Raw genomic sequence first — 16,588 nt, 5'->3', positions numbered from 1 at the left:
TTGCTCAAGGCAACAGGTAGCTGAAAGAGAACATCAGCTGATGGGCGTTATAGTTATGATTCAATACGCCCAAAGTAGTCAGGCCGGTGACGGCATCAATACCGACATCGCTGCCATCGGTATCGAAGTAACGCTCGTACCGGTACGACACTTTCAGAGCCATGGCATCATTCAAGTGGTAGCGGCCGTATAGCTCAACACTATGATTAAAACTGTAATAGTCATCGTACTGAGCGCTTCCAATACAGGTTTCCCCCTCGGAATCGGCAAATTGATAGTCAGCCCCCAAGGTCAGGCGGTCGTCCAGCAAGCCGCTATAGGCGATACCTGCCCCAAGGTTGATAAAGCTGTCATCGATGTCGCCATACCAAGTCGCGCTTTGGTCGCCACTCTGTTTCGATGCAATCCACTGCTGGCCAACGAAACCGTAAACACTCAGTTGCTTACTCAACTGCATTGTCAGGTTCAGGTCATAGCCATAATCGCGGGATTCAGTAAGACCAATGACTGTTTCTTGATAATCATCAAAGGCATAGTGACTGTTCAGGTCCAACGTCATCCAGCTCAGCGGTGTGTACTGCAACCCAAGTTCCATTGCGGTCCGGCGTCGATCAGCCAGGTGATACTTGCGCAGCAGGCTCTGGGTTTCGCTGGAGGTCAGTTCGGCCGCCTCATAGCGGCTGCCATCCCGCTCACCAAAACTGGCTTTCAGATCAAGCTTCAGCGGAGTAAAAAGCTGCATACCCAGCTTGGCCCACAGGTTGTGGTCACGGGTTTCTTCCCGCTCACCATAGCTGCGATCAAGCTGTTTGAAGTCGTAACCAGTCTGGAGTCGGTAACCCGGCGCCAAGCGGTAGCTGGCATTGAGTTTCAGTGCCTGACGTTCAGAATCCAGCAAAGGATTTTGCCGAATAGCGCCACTGACTGGGTTGAATTCAAGCTGCACAAATTCGGCAACAGTAGAATCATTGTCGCGCTTGCGGTAATCCAATTGTCCCCCCAGGCGCAAACGACTATTGACCAAGGTGCTGACGGCCAGATTGGCGTCCAGGGTATCTACCTGACCATCCCAGCTTTGCAGCGGATTTCCCGTCATCTGGATCAGGCCTTCATCCTGGATCATCCGTCCGGCAATTGCCCGGCCGCTGATCACCGTGTTGCTCAACCGGTACTGGCCGTTCAATGTCAGTTGATGGGCCTGATTGTCCGGTGCGGCGCTGTAGATATCACTGGCATAAGGCAGACTTAAATTGTTGATGTCATTCTTGTATTGGCTACCTTGATACGCCAATTCAGTAAACCAATTGTCGCCGCTGAGCTGTAACCCGGCCCGCAACTTGTCGTTGCTCTCATCCACCGGCAAAGCGAAGTTGACCGGCCTTGGAGTCATCAAACTGGCACTGCGGTGGCCCTGTTTTTCTTCTCTGTCATAGCGAACATAACTGCTCAGGTCACCGATTTGGGCCAATTGACCGAAGTCATAGCGAAAGCCTATTCCAGCCTGCTGCCGCTCCAGTTCCAGATCCAGGTAACGCAGGGTATCATCGGGTTGCAGCATACCCTGGTTATGCCAAAGTCCGGTGCCAACGTTGCCGTTCTCATAACGGGTCAAGCTGCGATAATCCAGCGTCATCTGGTACTTGCCGGGGCGACCGCTTTTAAGGCTGACAAAGCCGTTATCCTGACCCAAATTATGGGCCCGCAGTTGGCTGCGATACCCGTTTTCGGTGCGGTAACCAAGTGCAGCATCGACACTGGCGACGATACCATCATGATCATCACCAAAAGCATTACCGCTGTGGATATCATCACTGTCGTTGTACCCGGCATTCACTGTAGCCTCACCGGCCAAGCCTGGCGTCAACTGACACTGCCGACATTGAAAACCGGCAGTATTGACCTTATCTGTATTGGCACGGCTAACCCCAAAATCGGCAGCCACAACAGTTCCTGAAACACCCAGTAGTGCCACAGTCAACAGATTCAAAGGAAATCTCATCTTCAACACTCCTGCTTAACGGGACAGCACACTGCCGGCTGGATGATTAGAACCATGGATTTGGCTGTGGCAGTTCAAACAACTCTTGCCGGAGCCAAAAGCGTTAATACCACTTTGAGATACAGCTCTTGAGGCATGACCATCGTCGGCATGGCATTGTTGACATAACTGGGGTACCCGGGCTTTCAACAAGGCTTCGTTCACACTGCCGTGGGCGTTGTGGCAGTTGGCGCAGTTTTCCACCACAGGAGCATGTTCCCACAATACAGGGCCACGCTTGTCGGCATGACATTCATAGCAAGTGGTATTGATACTGCTCTGTTTCAGTGCACTTTCGGTCAAGGAACCATGAGGGTTGTGGCAATCGATACAGGTCATCTGATCCCACTTGAGCGGATGGGATGAACGCTTGCTCATATCGGCCTTGGCACGGGTATGGCAGCTGGTGCAGGCCTCGTTGATCCGCAAAGGATTGAGCATGGGGTCTTCGGCGGCATGCACCTGATGGCAATCGGCGCAGGCTACCTGCTCCAGATTATGCAAACTGTTGTGCCAAGCCATCTGTTCCGTATTCTGGTGACAATCAAGGCAAACACTATTCTGACTTTCAGCTGAGAGTTTGGACTCCGGGCCGAAGCTTATCATAGGCTCCTTACCGCCACGGTTATGCTTACCCATGGGGCCATGACAAGCTTCACATTGAAGTCCAGCCATAGGTAAACGGCTATTATTCATCCCGCCATGGGTTCCTTTAAACAGCGCCATAACTTTGGGATCTTTTTTATGGCACATCAGACAGGAATCAGCGCCTTTAGGGGAATATTTCCCATCACTGAACTTTTCAGTTAATTGCTGTTCAAGCTCGGTTGCAGTTAAATTATCCCAAGGGGTAGCCTGAACCAAAGCAGTTGAAAACAATAAGACAGCGCTTAGCGCATATAGGCAAAAACTCCAGCCTTTATTGATAGATTTAATCATTCTCCGGCCTTTATTATCTATTTCACTTAAAAAGGAGACAGTTTTCTCCCAAACACAATTCTAAGGCATTCACTTTTCGAATTATCAAATGTTGCATTTCCATATCTCAAATTTGGGATGAACATATAAAACAACACAACAATATGACACAGATCACTCAAAACCACATTACAACCAATAAAAGCCAATAAATTGACCAAAGATAACATTTTGAATAACAATTAAAAAAAACAAAGTCGTTAACCAAATGGGTAGATATTGAAATAATTAACGAAAAAGAATGTAACAACGAAATAGCTGCATAATAATTGCATGATTGATATGAATCACAATTTAAAAAGACTCAAAAAACATGTATTATTAAAACATAAACAACGAATATGAGAATGAAAATCATATAGGACATATATTATTTCAATTATTGATAAGTATTTTATTATTTAATAAATAACTTTATTTTCAGGATTAGGAATAAGAAAGGTTTTAACAAGTTCCATCAGCACTCTGAGTTAACTTGTCGGATGGGATAAAAAGCATGCAAATAAGAGGTATCACTCCCGTAAATATTGAACATAAGGAAGCTGTGAACAAGTCCCATGTGTGCCCTGCATCGGCTACTGGATGCAATGCGTGGCTCACTGCAATTCCCCTGGAACCCAGGGTGTAACACTCACATCTCTAGATAACAGGCCCGACGGCAAACACTACTCAACATCAAACTCTCATTAACCAGGAAGCCTCCGAACTGAGTCACAACAGCATGACTCCTGAAGCAACAAAAAAGGCGTCCCATGGACGCCTTTTCGATTGGTTGCAGTGGCAATTACTTCTTGCCCAGCATACCGAAACGCTTGTTGAACTTGTCGATACGACCACCGGTATCAACAACTTTCTGAGTACCAGTGTAGAAAGGGTGACATGCACCGCAAACGTCCAAGTGCAGAGCTTTGCCTGCAGTAGAGTTTACTTTGATGACATTGCCACAAGTACAAGTTGCAGTGATTTCTGCGTATTCAGGATGGATACCTGGTTTCATTGGGGTTACCTCAAGTTAAGGCCATGTCGCTCTTCCAACCCGAAGTCGGACACCACATGCGGTTAATATCAAAAGTTCAGGGCGCAGAATAGTACAGTATCTGCCCAGCGCTGACAAGTAGGTGACTACATCTGCTCGAACTTTTCTTTGGCCGCGGCTTTATCCTCATAGGACTGCAGCAAGCGGCTACTGGGGCAGTGCAGCTTGGCATCACTGCGAAGGTTGCGGATATTACCGCGGCTGAAGGCCTTGGGATTGGCCTCAAAAATAGCCAGCATGGCGCCATAGACATGGGTATGGTTGTTCTCGGCATAGCGGCTGGCCACCCGCCAGAGGGTTTCCGTACCATCGAAATCCAGCATGCATCCCTGCTCACGCTTCTCAATTGGCGGCGCCTTCACCTGTGAGTCTGGCGCGGCAACGGCTTGAGAGGCCGAGGACATACCAGGACTTTGAGGCTCGGCATCGGCTTGAACGGCGACCTCTTGAACCCTTTGAGCTTGAACGGCTGACAATTGCACAGCTTCGCTTGCTCCTGTTGTGGCTTGCACTGCAGCCCGCTGTGACTCACTCGGCATCTGCTCACCAAAGACCCGGGCACGGTTGGAACGCAGCGCCACAGGCACCGATGTATCGAACAAGGGCAAGCGTTTGAGTTCATGCCAGCGATTGATTCGGTATTCCCGCACCAACAATTCTGCCTGCTTGTCGGTCACTTCATCTATCCCCAGCAGCAACACCATGTAACGGTTAATGGGTTGCACCATGAGTTTTTCCGCCGCACCTTGCTGCCTGACAATAAACTCCAGCCGAGTCATATCCTCACTGTCGGCCACCACATTGACCTTGAGCATGGGCAGGTGCCCAAGCTCAAACATTCTTTGATTGATACTGACATGGGCGGTTTCTGCTCTGGTAACAGACGTTAGCAACATGAGTACAAGCATCAGTAAACCCGCTCTCATCCCTATCCTCTCTGTTTGATTTTAAATTACCCAGTTTAAGCTATCCGGCTTGGATCCTCGGGCTTAGGCTCTCTGGCTTAGGTTCTCTGGCTTAAGTTCTTTGGTTTGGATTCGTTAAGTCAGCAGATTCAAGCTGCGGTTTTTGCAGCTTTTTGTTTCCGGGGCTGGTTCTCTCATTCTAGCCTGAGTAAACTGACGGGCAACATGTGCCGTGATCATTTGCGAAAATTCTGACTATGCCGCAGTTTGTCGAAGTTGCCCTTCCCGTTCCCATGCGGCAGAACTTCAGTTACCTGATGCCCAAAGCCTGTCCCTGGCCACTCGAGCCGGGGATGCGGGTGCGGGTGCCCTTTGGCCGCCAGCAACTCATAGGCCTGGTGACAGGCCTGAGTGATGAGTGCGAACTCGAGCCCAAACAACTCAAGCCGGTATATCAAGTGCTGGACAGCGCGCCATTGCTGCCACCGGCGCTGTACCAACTGACCCTCTGGGCCGCCAGATACTATTTCTGCAGCCAGGGGCAGATGTTGACCCAGGCCCTGCCGGTGGCGCTGCGCAAGGGTGCCGATGCCGCGCCGGAGAAAATCAGTTATCTGTGTCTGACCAGTGCGGGCCAGGAGGCCACGCTGGAGTCGTTGAAACGGGCTCCCGCCCAACGCAAACTGCTGCAACAGCTCAAACTGGGGGAACTGACCACTGAAGAGGTCAACGCGCTGGAGCTGAGCAAGAGTGCCATCAAGGGGCTGCTGGACAAGGGCTGGGCCGAGCAGAGAGAACGGTCAGTCAGCGCCAATCTTGAATGGCGGCAAAAGCTTGAACTGGGGGAAGAAGCTCACAGGCTCAACCCGGAGCAAGCCGTGGCGGTCGCCAGCCTCAATGCCCAGAGCGGCTATCAGTGCAGCTTGCTGGAAGGGATCACAGGCTCAGGCAAGACAGAAGTCTATCTGGCGGTACTGGAAACCATACTCAAAGCAGGTAAACAAGCGCTGATCCTGGTGCCGGAAATCGGCCTGACGCCGCAAACCATTAACAGGTTCAAACGCAGATTCAAAGTCACGGTTGCCGTGATCCATTCCGGCCTGACCGACAAGCAGCGCCTCGACGCCTGGCGCCTGGCCCGCAGTGGCGAGGCGGCTATCATAATCGGCACCCGCTCGGCGCTGTTCACTCCCATGGCCTGGCCCGGGATCATCATTCTCGATGAGGAACACGACAGCAGTTTCAAACAGCAGGAAGGCGTGGGTTATCACGCCCGGGATCTGGCCGTCATGCGTGGCCACCTGGAGCAGGTTCCTGTACTGCTGGGCAGCGCGACGCCGTCGCTGGAGAGCCTGCAAAACGCCCTCAGCGGCCGCTATCAGCATCTAAAATTGGGAGAGCGGGCCGGCAATGCCCTCAAGGTACGTCAGGGACTGATAGATATCCGCAACCAACCGCTGCAGGCGGGCATGTCGCAACCGCTGCTGAACGAGATGCGCCTGCATCTGCAGGCCGGTAACCAGGTGTTGCTGTTTCTCAATCGCCGCGGCTTTGCCCCAGCCCTGCTGTGCCACGAATGTGGCCATCTGCACGAGTGCGATCGCTGTGATGCGTTTTTCACCCTGCACCAATCCCTCGGCGAAATTCGCTGCCACCACTGCGGCAACCAATACGCGATTCCACGCCAGTGCCACAACTGCGGCAGCACCATGTTGCAGGGTCAGGGCATAGGTACGGAGCAATTGGAGGCGGCGCTCAGCAAGGAGTTTCCCGAGTATCCCGTGGTGCGAATCGACCGGGATACCACCAGCCGCAAAGGCTCGCTGGAACAGCACTTAAGCGCCATTCATCGCGGCGAATACAAGATATTGGTAGGCACCCAGATGTTGGCCAAGGGACATCACTTTCCCGATGTCACCCTGGTGGGGCTGCTGGATGTAGATGGCGCCCTGTTCAGCGCCGATTTTCGGGCCCCTGAGCGCTTCGGCCAACTCTATACCCAGGTAGCCGGTCGCGCCGGTCGCGCCAGCAAGCCAGGCACTGTGCTACTGCAGACTCATCAGAGCGATAACCCCTTGCTCAGGGACCTGCTTCACAGAGGCTATGGCGAGTTTGCCCGCAGCCAGCTCAATGAGCGCCAGCAGGCACTGTTACCCCCGGCCTGGCATATGGTGCTGATCCGCGCCGAATCACACCGCGCCGAGGATGCCGATGCCTTTCTGGCGGCCTTTGCCGCCATGTTACCCATGGACAAGGATTTTGAAGTGATAGGCCCGCTGCCGGCGCCGCTGGATCGCAAGGCCGGCAAGTATCGGCGCCAGTTGTTGGCCCAGGCCAAGGACAGACGCAGGCTGCAACAGGTGTTTGAACAGCTGTTGCCCCAGGCCGAACAGCTACCCGAGGCCAAGCGCTGCCGCTGGAGTCTGGATCGAGATCCTCAGGATCTGCTGTAATTGATAAGAGTCCGCAGGATCTGCTGTAACCCCCTTGAACGGCTTTAATCCGGCTCAGAATTGACCGTGAGGCCCCTGCTTGTCCTGCGGCTTGCGCAGCAGCTTATAGGTCAGCCAACTGCCGAGCGCCAATACCAGAGTAATCACCGGCGCCGCCATCAACGCCATGGTCAACAGCTTGCTGATCCGCTCGGGCAGAAACGGCATCATATAGCCCAGTGATACCAACAGCCCCACCCAGAAGAAGGCGCTCAGGGCCGCAAAAAAATAGAAGGTCTTGATACAGGCCATGCGCACGCCCATCACCAAAGGCAGCAGCGAACGCACCAACGGCAGAAAACGGGCGCAGAAGAGTGCCACCAGCCCATGACGACCAAGGAGTTTATCCACTGCCGCCAGACTGTCGGGCGGCACCTTGTAGACCCAGCCCTGCACCCTGGGCAGACGATTGAGCAGCCGCCCCTGAACAAATGCCAAATAGCTGCCGCCTGCGGCCGCCGCAAACAGCAACAGATACACCAGCCAAGGGTTGAGGATCCCCATGGCCGCCAGGGTGCCTGAGAGTATGACCACACTGTCGCAAGGCAAGGGGGCCGCCGGCAGCAAGGCGCTCTCCAGAAAGATAAAGCTGAAGATGCAAACATAGATACTCAGGGCAATACCCGGAGCATGCAGCGCGGTAAAATCCTGCTGCCAAATGGCTTGTAACACTGTGGTGATGGAGTCCAGCATCTATATCTCCATTGAAACTATCGACGCATGCCGATGGCAAAATCGGCACTTGGGGGAAGACAGGATCGACATCATACTCCCCAAAAATAAAGATCAGCGATTATTAAACAAAGATTCATCCCTCTTTATCAATAACAGTGATCTTAAAAGGTCACAGGCAACAGCAAACCCAGACAACAACAAAATTTGCTGATAAAACCATACTGGTGATAGCAATGTTACCGCCGAAAGCGCTAGAATGTGCGGTTATTCCCCTTTTAACCTTTATCAGTCAGTGTCGATAAAACGCCAATGAAATCACATATCCAATCTTTGCTTGAACAGACAGTAGCCACTTTGAAACAACAGGGGCTGATCCCCGAAGAGACTGCGCCAAGGATTCAGGTAGACCGAACCAAGGATAAGAGTCACGGCGACTTGGCCACCAACCTGGCCATGATGCTGACCAAAGCTGCCGGCAAGCCGCCTCGGGAGCTGGCACAACTGATCATCGACAACCTGCCTGCGTCAAGCCATGTGGCCAAGGTAGAAATAGCCGGCCCCGGCTTTATCAACTTCTTTATTGATGACAATGCCCTGGCCAAACAGCTGCAGGCGGCACTGGCCGACGAGCATCTGGGTGTGAGTCTGCCCAAGTCGCAAACCGTGGTAGTGGACTACTCCTCCCCCAACCTCGCCAAAGAGATGCATGTGGGCCACCTGCGCTCCACCATCATTGGCGACAGCGTTGTGCGGGCGCTGGAGTTTCTCGGTCACAAGGTGATCCGCCAAAACCACGTCGGCGACTGGGGTACCCAGTTCGGCATGTTGCTGGCCTATATGGAAGAGCTGCGGGCACAAAATGGCGAAAACGCCAACCTGGAGCTGTCGGATCTGGAAAGCTTCTATCGCGCTGCCAAACTGCGTTTCGACGAGTCGGCCGAATTTGCCACCCGCGCCCGCCAGTTGGTGGTCGAGCTGCAATCCGGTGACGAGTACTGCAATAAGCTGTGGCGTGAATTCAACGATATCTCTCTGAGCCACTGCCATGACGTATATCAGCGCCTGGGCGTCAGCCTGACCCGCGCCGATGTCCATGGTGAAAGCGCTTACAACGACGATCTGGAACAGGTGGTCAAAGATCTGGATGCCCAAGGCTTGCTGTCTGAAAGTAACGGCGCCAAGGTAGTATTCCAGGAAGAATTCCGTAACAAAGACGGTGAAGCCCTGCCGGTGATCATTCAGAAGGCCGATGGCGGCTATCTCTATGCCACCACAGACCTGGCGGCCATGCGCTATCGCTCGGGTACCCTGCATGCCGATCGCGCCCTCTACTTCGTAGATCTGCGCCAGGCGCTGCACTTCCAGCAAGTGTTCAGCCTGGCCCGCACCGCAGGTTTTGTGCGCCCGGAAATGACACTGGAACACATGGGCTTTGGCACCATGAACGGTGAAGACGGCCGCCCATTCAAGACCCGCAGCGGTGGGGTGGTGAAACTGGTGGACCTGCTCGATGAAGCCAATGTCAGGGCGCTGGAGCTGGTACGCAGCAAGAACCCCGACATGGACGAAGACACCCTGGCCGAAATCGCCCGAGTAGTCGGCATCGCCTCGGTGAAATACGCCGATCTGTCAAAGAACCGCGCCAGCGACTATATCTTCAGCTTCGATCAGATGCTGAGCTTTGAAGGCAACACAGCGCCATACCTGCTGTACGCCTATACCCGGGTTGCCGGGATCTTCAAGCGGGCCGAAGATGTGGATCTGAGCAATGCCGTTATCGCTCTGGAACACGACAAGGAAAAAGAGCTGGGCAACAAGCTGGCCCAGTTCGGTGAAATCCTTGCCCGTATGGTCGACAAGGGCCAACCCCATGTACTTTGTGGTTATCTGTTTGAACTGGCCGGCGCCTTCTCCAGCTTTTACGAAGCCTGCCCCGTGCTGGCGGCCGATAACGAAACCCAGAAGCACAGCCGTCTGCTGCTGTCTCAGTTGACCGCCAAGACCCTTAAGCAGGGCCTGTCACTGCTGGGTATCGAGACTCTGGAGCGCATGTAATCCATGGGACGCGATTACGCCAATAGCAAACCCAAGCCCCGCAAGCCAGCCAAGCGGGGCGCTCGCAAGCAACCGCAGCCCAGGCAAGGCTTTCCTGTGCTGTTGCTTGTGGTGGTAGTGGCCGTGGTGGCCGGCTTTGGCTATTTCCTCTGGAGCCTGAAGAGCAGCGGCCCCGAGGCCGAAGTGGTTCAACCTCAGCCACAGACTAAGCCGGTGCCACAGAAGAAAGACCCCAACGCCTTGCCGCCCAAGCCCAAAGAGGAGTGGACCTACCTCAAGGAGCTGGAAAACAAACAGGTAGAAGTGGATCTGCCGGAAGAGAGCAACAAGCCATCTCGCCCTTATCAGATGCAGTGCGGTTCCTTCCGGGTGCAATCCCAGGCCGACGAGATGAAAGCCGTGATCGCCTTCCAGGGGCTTGAAGCCCAGGTGCGCAAGGTGCAAGGCACCAGTGGTGTCTGGTACAAGGTGGTACTCGGCCCCTATGACAGCAAGCGCGATGCCGAGCGGCAGCGCCACGTGCTGCAAAGAGCCGGCCTCAACGGCTGTATGATCTGGTTCTGGGAAGATTAAACTTCTCTCCTCAATTTAAAGGCTGCAAACAATGAGATTTGCAGCCTTTTTGTTTTTCAGCACGAAAGCCGCTGCCGGGCACTTGATATTCCTGTCCCCAACCCCATATAGAAAACTATTACCTCATTAGTTGGCCTTGCTGTGCCCCAATGGGCCGTTTCATGCAGCAGACCCTGGGGATTTGACCCATGACGGACGCGCCGTCCGCCCGAGAAGAGGATCTATCGTGACCACTATCGTATCTGTACGCCGTAATAATCAGGTTGTTGTCGCCGGCGACGGCCAAGTGTCTCTGGGCAACACTGTGATGAAAGGCAATGCCCGCAAAGTACGCCGCCTGTACCACAATAAAGTATTGGCCGGTTTTGCCGGTGGCACCGCCGATGCCTTTACCCTGTTTGAACGCTTCGAGGCAAAACTGGAAATGCATCAGGGGCATTTGATGAAGTCGGCGGTCGAGCTGGCCAAAGACTGGCGCAGCGACAGAGCCTTACGGAAACTCGAAGCCATGTTGGTGGTGGCCGATCATGAAAGCTCACTGATCATCACAGGTAACGGCGATGTGGTGCAGCCGGAGCATGATCTTATCGCCATAGGCTCAGGTGGCAACTATGCCCAGGCCGCGGCGTTGGCGCTGCTGGAAAACACCGAACTGGGTGCCCGTGATATTGCCGAGAAGTCGCTGACCATAGCCGGCGATATCTGCGTATTTACCAACCAGTTCAAGACTATAGAAGAACTGAATTACTGATCCCGAGCGTGAGGAAGCATTATGTCTGAAATGACACCCCGCGAAATCGTCCACGAACTGGACGCGCACATCATAGGCCAACAGAAGGCCAAACGCTCTGTCGCAGTTGCCCTGCGTAACCGCTGGCGCCGCATGCAGCTGGATGCCGGTTTGCGCCAGGAAGTGACCCCGAAGAATATTCTGATGATAGGCCCAACCGGTGTCGGTAAGACAGAGATCGCCCGCCGTCTGGCCAAGCTGGCCAATGCGCCTTTCATCAAGGTTGAAGCGACCAAGTTCACCGAAGTGGGCTATGTGGGTAAGGAAGTGGAGCAGATCATCCGCGATCTCACCGACGCCGCGGTCAAACTGACCCGCGAGCAGCAGATGAAGAAGTGCCGCTCCCTCGCCGAAGAAGCCGCCGAGGAGCGGGTTCTCGATGCCCTGCTGCCCAAGCCAAAGAACGAATGGGATCAGGAAACCGAGGACAAGTCCCACACCCGCCAGGTGTTCCGCAAGAAACTGCGTGAAGGCCAGTTGGACGACAAAGAGATCGAAATCGATGTCTCGGCGCCGCAAATTGGTGTCGAAATCATGTCGCCTCCCGGCATGGAAGAGATGACCAACCAGCTGCAGAGCCTGTTCCAGAACATGGGTCAGGGACAGAGCAAGCGCAAGAAACTCAAGATCAAGGATGCCTACAAGCAACTGGTCGAAGAGGAAGCCGCCAAGCTGGTAAACCAGGAAGATCTCAAAGAGCAGGCCATTGAGCTGGTCGAGCAGCACGGCATAGTGTTCCTCGATGAGATAGACAAAATCTGTAAGCGCGGCGAAACCTCTGGCCCGGATGTGTCCCGCGAAGGGGTACAGCGTGATCTATTGCCGCTGGTGGAAGGCTGTACAGTCAACACCAAGCACGGCATGGTGAAGACAGACCACATTCTGTTTATCGCCTCCGGTGCCTTCCAGATGAGCAAGCCATCGGATCTGATCCCCGAGCTGCAAGGCCGTCTGCCGATTCGAGTCGAGCTGGATGCCCTGACCGCCTCCGACTTCAAACGGATCCTCACCGAGCCCCACGCCTCGCTCACCGAGCAGTATGTGGCCTTGATGGGCACCGAAGGAGTCAGCATCGAATTTACCGAGTCGGGTATCGACCGCATCGCCCAGGCCGCCTGGCAAGTCAACGAACGTACCGAAAACATCGGCGCCCGTCGGCTGCACACTGTGATGGAGAGGCTGATGGAAGACATCTCTTTCGAGGCCAGCGACAAGTCCGGCAGCAAGTTTGTTATCGATGCCGAATATGTCGATGCTCACCTGGACAACCTGGTTCAGGATGAAGATCTGAGTCGCTTCATTCTGTAAGCCGGTCTTAACACTGAAAACAAAAAAAAGCCGCCTTAACTAAGGCGGCTTTCAATACAAACCAAATAGGTTACTTACCTTTTCCTTTGCGGCTTAACTCAGGGGTCACAGTGATAAGTTCAGAGCAGATATTGCTGCCGGCTTCACATACCTTGTATTCAAAGCTTTCGGCACTGCTGTTGAAACGTTCCTTATAGCTGCCTCTATCTCGGGTACTGTCGATCAGTTGACCATCACGATAAATGTCGATAGCTCGGGCTGACGAGCCATTCCAGTTCAAGTTGACATTCACCTTGCTACCGTCTGTACTGCCGGCACCACTGAGACTGATAGCCGCGGCAACACTCACCTGCTTACTGATGCTGTGACTGGCGCCACTGTTGTCTGTCACTGTCAGCGTCACCTCATAGCTACCACCAGAGGCATAACTGTGGCTTGGATTGGCCAGTGATGAAATATTGCCATCACCGAAGTCCCAAGCCCAAGCGACCACTGCCCCATCATTATCACCGGAAGCATCGGCAAAGTTCACATCCAGATGATTCACCTGGAAGCTGAACTCAGCGCTCGGCAACTCATTCACAGGCGCTGCTTCCACTGTCAAAGTTACCAGGGCCACACCATTAGCAGCCTGGCTATCGGCTGCGCTGGCCGTCACTGTATGCTGCCCCACGCTCAGGCTGTTGGTGCTAAAGGACGCGCCTTGACCAATCAGGCCATCCAGATCGGATGTCCACTCCAGGGTATTAGCTACATCACCATCTTCCGCATCGTTGGCAGAGCCCATAAAGGCCACAGTGTCACCCTCAATAAAACTGCTGCCCCCCACTGGAGCGCTAATACCAACAACCGGAGCTGCGTTAACAGGTGTGCTACCAATACCGTCGTGGGTAAAAGTCAAACTCCATTTGTTCAGTCGACCTGCGTCACCGCTCCATTCATCCCTAATGACCAATTGCCAAATACCTGTAGCTACTTCTCCATTAAACTCAACAGGATAGAATGTTTTAATCAGATCGCGGTAGTTATCGTTCGGACCGCGCACATCGAAGATCTCAACCGTAGTACCGTTCGGAGACACCAAATGGATCAACAAGTCGTTGTTGAAGCCATGCATAATATCCACAAACAGGCTCATGTCCTTGATCTTCACACCAAGGGGAACATTAATCTCAGCTACCACACTTCCCATATCAGGGATGGATTGAACCCTGCTGTCCTCATAGGAAACAACGGTGCCGTCACTAACAATGTACAGAAAGAACTCACGGCTGCTCACCACACCTTGACTGTCAAAGGCTGTCACTGTGATCTGGTGAGTCCCCTGGCTCAAATCCGAGCGGGAGAAGTTTCCACCTGTGCCGATTTGACCATCGAGGCTGGAAGTCCACACCAGTGAGGCACGAACATCACCATCTTCTGAGTCGGTTGCATCAGCAACGAAATTGACTACATCACCCGGCAAATATAGAGCATTTTGCAGGTTAGCACCTATAGTCACTGTAGGAGGCAGATTGGTACCAGGCTGAGATCCACCTGTAACATCCATGCTCCAACTTTTGAGAGTACCGGTATCACGGAATCCTGAATCTGTGACGTGAAGAATCCAATCACCTAAAGCCTCTTCCAGATCAAAGTCTTCCACTGCATAACTGGCTACCAGGTTATCAGCACTGCCGCCGGTACGATTATGCAGGGTAACTGTGCGACCGCTGGGCGAAGTCAAAGTCACCAGCAAATCACCTATATAGGTATGTGCTATGTCCAGATTGACCACGAGGTCCGTCAATGTCAGGTTGATTGGTACATTGATTACGCTACTTACACCATCGGCATTGTCATCGGGGATCGCCAGCGGATTTTCATTGCTGTAGGTAGTGCTGAACGTACCGGCAGGATACACCAGCAGACTGACATCGATACTCTTGTGGATATCACCATCAACTGCATTAATAGTAATGATGTGATTGCCCAGGGTAGTATTGACATCTGTGGAGACTGTCATTGTGGTGCGACCATCGGCCGGTACTGTGTTACTGGAGAAGCTCACCGCTGCATTCAAGCCCGCTGGCACATCAGCACTGAAACTGGCATTGCCGTTATAGCCACCCACGGCGTTCATGTCGATATCAAAGGTCACAGACGAGTCTTGGTTCACAGTGCGACTGGCAGGACTCACCAGCAGATAATAACCAGGACCACCGGCACCGGCCATGTTCAAGGCACTCTCCAGGTTCAAGCGCTTACCTGTCACGGTTTTACCTTCCAATGCTGCAATGGGGTCGCCAGAAGACATTAGGATATTCTTGACATCGGCCGTAGTCAGGGTTGGATCGGCGGCCAAAATCAAAGCGGCAGCCCCTGCCACATGGGGAGTCGCCATGGAAGTCCCGCTCAGGGTATTGTAATCACTCCCTGGAACAGTGGAATAAACATCCGAGCCTGGAGCCCCCATATCAACCGTATTAAGCCCCCACTGAGAGAAGTAAGACATTTCATCATCGCGAGTAGTAGAGGCAATGGCCATCACATTGGGTACATCATGGTTGGCGGGCCAGCTGTCATTGACATCATTATCAATCGCATCATTACCGGCCGCGGCGACAAACAGAATATCGGCATTATTGGCTGCCGTAATAGCATCTTCCAAAGCTTGGCTGAATGAGCCACCGCCCCAGGAGTTGTTCAACACTCGGATATTTACGCCACGGTTTTTCAAATCAACCATGTAATCAATACACTGAATACCATCTGCCGTGGTACCACCTTGGTTACCCAGGAAAGAGCAACCTACCATGGCAGTATTCCAGTTGACCCCAACCACTCCCGAGCCATTATTGCCGGTCGCCCCTATGGTTCCCGCAACATGCGTGCCATGGTAATGGGTATCCTGCGGATTGCCGTTATCATTAATGGCTGAAATACCGTGAATATCATCAATATAACCGTTGCCATCGTCGTCGATACCGTTATTGGGGACCTCATTGGGATTCACCCAAATATTGTCTCGCAGATCCGGGTGAGTGTAGTCAAAACCTGTATCTATCACCCCAACGACTACCTCTCGCGAGCCCATTTCCATCTCCCAGGCCTGCTCCGCATTGATTTTTGGCATACCCCACAACTGGCCGTAGCTTGGATCGTTGGGGATAACCGAAGGATAAAATCTGTGGTTGAGTTCAGCGTATTCGATGTGGGGGTTATGCTTGAGCCGTTCCACCATAGCGCGGGCATCCAGCCCCCGGGGAACTGTCAATTCAGCCAGTCGACCCTTGGCAATATGGCGAAATCGATCATCAACGCCATCATGGTTTTTATCTTTGAATGAAGAACCGAATTGAGCCATTAACTGCTTACGGTCCGCTTTCTTTGCGGTTTCTTTGAATTTAACAATAACAGAGGCATTATCGAAGTCTTGTTTGGGTTCTAGTTTCTTGGCGGCAAGTGACGGAACCGTCACTGCCATCAGGGAAGTAGAGAGCATGGCCAAAGTCAATCGGCTCAAGCGAGTATGCGGCTTTCTCATTTGTAGTCTCCTGTGATTAAGAGTGCTCGCTATAATCGTTATGTATGCGAACACATACAATCTAGACACGAAACAAACAAAATTCAAACAAAAAAGAAACTTTTTTAACAATAGCGTTCTTACACCATCACTCCAAGCAAAGTGGATCCTCAGCAGCAAAAACTAGCTGAGTCTCACCAGGGTAAAAAACTGAAGAACGCTAAGATCCGCTT

11 protein-coding genes are annotated in these 16,588 nt (G+C 52.9%); 5 read left to right on the top strand and 6 right to left on the bottom strand.

Annotation, left to right across the window (positions count from 1 at the left end; genetic code table 11):
- Positions 1-4: 4 nt before the first annotated feature.
- The 4 genes from SIL79_RS09705 to SIL79_RS09690 form a co-directional block, all read right to left on the bottom strand.
- A complete protein-coding gene (locus tag SIL79_RS09705; protein ID WP_071475517.1) occupies positions 5-1,999 on the bottom strand; it encodes an MtrB/PioB family decaheme-associated outer membrane protein in 1,995 nt (664 codons plus the stop codon).
- A 15-nt stretch (positions 2,000-2,014) separates the two neighbouring features.
- A complete protein-coding gene (locus SIL79_RS09700; protein ID WP_082014310.1) occupies positions 2,015-2,977 on the bottom strand; it encodes a DmsE family decaheme c-type cytochrome in 963 nt (320 codons plus the stop codon).
- An 823-nt stretch (positions 2,978-3,800) separates the two neighbouring features.
- Complete coding sequence (gene rpmE / locus SIL79_RS09695) at positions 3,801-4,013, bottom strand: 50S ribosomal protein L31 (RefSeq protein WP_025009259.1); 213 nt, start codon at positions 4,011-4,013, stop codon at positions 3,801-3,803.
- 125 nt (positions 4,014-4,138) lie between these two features.
- Positions 4,139-4,960: a FimV/HubP family polar landmark protein gene (locus SIL79_RS09690; protein ID WP_160289573.1), complete on the bottom strand. Its 822-nt coding sequence runs from the start codon at positions 4,958-4,960 to the stop codon at positions 4,139-4,141.
- 254 nt (positions 4,961-5,214) lie between these two features.
- Here SIL79_RS09690 and priA point away from each other — a divergent pair, with 254 nt between their 5' ends.
- On the top strand, positions 5,215-7,410 hold the full coding sequence (gene priA, locus SIL79_RS09685; RefSeq protein WP_319619213.1) for a primosomal protein N': 2,196 nt from the start codon (positions 5,215-5,217) through the stop codon (positions 7,408-7,410).
- Positions 7,411-7,464: 54 nt separating this feature from the next.
- On the opposite strand, the gene SIL79_RS09680 is transcribed toward priA, so the two are convergent.
- Positions 7,465-8,142, bottom strand: a complete 678-nt coding sequence (locus SIL79_RS09680; RefSeq protein ID WP_319619212.1) for a DedA family protein — start codon at positions 8,140-8,142, stop codon at positions 7,465-7,467.
- Between the two features lie 291 nt (positions 8,143-8,433).
- On the opposite strand from SIL79_RS09680, the gene argS reads away from it, so the two are divergent.
- From argS to hslU, 4 genes are all read left to right on the top strand, one after another.
- Positions 8,434-10,179, top strand: coding sequence for an arginine--tRNA ligase (gene argS, locus SIL79_RS09675; protein WP_319619211.1), 1,746 nt, complete (start codon positions 8,434-8,436; stop codon positions 10,177-10,179).
- A gap of 3 nt (positions 10,180-10,182) precedes the next feature.
- The gene (locus tag SIL79_RS09670; protein WP_319619210.1) at positions 10,183-10,752 is read left to right on the top strand and encodes an SPOR domain-containing protein; all 570 of its coding nucleotides are present in this window, start codon (positions 10,183-10,185) and stop codon (positions 10,750-10,752) included.
- Between the two features lie 226 nt (positions 10,753-10,978).
- The gene (hslV, locus tag SIL79_RS09665) at positions 10,979-11,503 is read left to right on the top strand and encodes an ATP-dependent protease subunit HslV (protein WP_025009255.1); all 525 of its coding nucleotides are present in this window, start codon (positions 10,979-10,981) and stop codon (positions 11,501-11,503) included.
- A gap of 21 nt (positions 11,504-11,524) precedes the next feature.
- On the top strand, positions 11,525-12,850 hold the full coding sequence (gene hslU, locus SIL79_RS09660) for an HslU--HslV peptidase ATPase subunit (RefSeq protein ID WP_101094995.1): 1,326 nt from the start codon (positions 11,525-11,527) through the stop codon (positions 12,848-12,850).
- A 70-nt stretch (positions 12,851-12,920) separates the two neighbouring features.
- Here hslU and SIL79_RS09655 read toward each other — a convergent pair whose 3' ends face one another.
- On the bottom strand, positions 12,921-16,376 hold the full coding sequence (locus tag SIL79_RS09655; RefSeq protein WP_052248163.1) for a S8 family serine peptidase: 3,456 nt from the start codon (positions 16,374-16,376) through the stop codon (positions 12,921-12,923).
- Positions 16,377-16,588 lie beyond the last annotated feature (212 nt).

This window comes from Shewanella indica (assembly GCF_033842865.1).
In the GTDB taxonomy this organism is placed as follows: Bacteria; Pseudomonadota; Gammaproteobacteria; order Enterobacterales; family Shewanellaceae; genus Shewanella; species Shewanella indica.
Note: the sequence above shows the minus strand (reverse complement) of the source record. Positions and strands in the feature narration are given on the sequence as shown.